Source organism: Photorhabdus akhurstii (assembly GCF_018448925.1).
Lineage (GTDB): Bacteria > Pseudomonadota > Gammaproteobacteria > Enterobacterales > Enterobacteriaceae > Photorhabdus > Photorhabdus akhurstii.
The window spans coordinates 1-1360 of the sequence record NZ_RCWE01000084.1 but is presented as its reverse complement, the minus strand read 5'-3'; the positions used below and the strand labels follow the sequence as shown (position 1 = coordinate 1360).

1 protein-coding gene is annotated in these 1360 nt (G+C 48.8%); it reads right to left on the bottom strand.

Annotated features, from left to right (window positions below):
* A partial coding sequence (locus EAE93_RS23820) for a type VI secretion system baseplate subunit TssF (protein WP_250151184.1) occupies positions 1-1360 on the bottom strand: 1360 nt, incomplete at both ends.

Below are 1360 nucleotides of genomic sequence, written 5' to 3'. Positions count from 1 at the left end.
GAGATGATTGTCCAGTTCGATCTATCTTCCTTATCCTCCGTTATTGGTGGGTGGCAGGCAGAAACCGGGGTGATATTGCTGACTTTCAGCCCCGAGGCATTTTCTCCCAGTTGATTGATAGCACCGATACCTAGGTTAGCGGCCTGTGTCCGATAACCGGTAAATTGACAAAGAATGGATTGTGGCGGCAGGTTCTCCGCTGGTTTGCCATTGCAATCAAAGAAGTGAAGATGTTGCAGGGTTCGCTGCAAAATATCGCATTCCGTCCTAAGCTGATAATAGTAAAGAAACTCGGCGTCCGGCAGAAAATGAGCGGTTGGAATAAACTTTTCGATAGGCAGATAGCGGTAGGGTTGCCCGCGCTCCTGCTCCGGTTCAGTTGATATGTAAACATGGTTCAGTTTGAACAGTTGCTTAGTCGAATCTAATGGGATTTGATAATGGTTGGCTTCACTGTTTACCGAGATCTTCGCACTCATCGGCTCCAGATGTCTTACCGGCACGCAATCCAACAGAAAGGTTTGGGAAATATCGTTTAGCATCAGATGACCATCAAACCGAAAAATCAGCTCGAATGTCCGGTCTGCGTTCAACTCCACCAATCGACGATCTTTCTTGATATCAATCGTCACAAAATCATGTACATGGGGCAGGTAATAGTACTCAGTCATCAGTTGCAAGATAGAGTATGGCGTGGTTTTCATCGTCGGCAGGATGGCAACCTGCCGCGCAGTTCCCCACAATGCCGGGACTGGGTAACTTCTATCAAGCGTGATGGTTTTGTCCTGTGTTCGCAAAAAGACATCACACAGATGAAAGTCAAGCCATAAGGCTAATTCAGCGGCTTGCAGACGATCGCTGCCCAGAAAGAAATGCAGCGGTTGGCTGCGCCACTCTGAGGTATTCTCCGAACATTGCAGTGTTAGCGTTATCTCACTGTACTCTGGGGTTGCGTTCAGTTGCCGGTCAATCACCGCCAGTGGTTCGATATGCAGAGGGCAGCAGGTTTCAAAACTGATTTCTTCTTCTCCTTCACCGGCAGAAACCAACGTCCCTTCGGGTAACGTTAGCGCGGCCAGGTGATGTTTCCCAGCGGGTGAAAATTGAACGATGCTGGTGGGCAGGACCGGGCACATGGCATATGGCCAAATATGTGCCATCATCCCTAATGTGAGTTCGGGAAATTCATCCTCAATCTTTTCGCGAATACGGGCGGCTGACAGCGCAAAGCCCTGCATCACTCGCTCAATATCTGGATCACCGGCGCCCTCGGATAAAAAATCTGCCAGATGCGGATTTTTTTTTGCGACTTCCTGCGCCAATTGCCGTATATATTGCAATTCTTGTAGGAATAGAGACT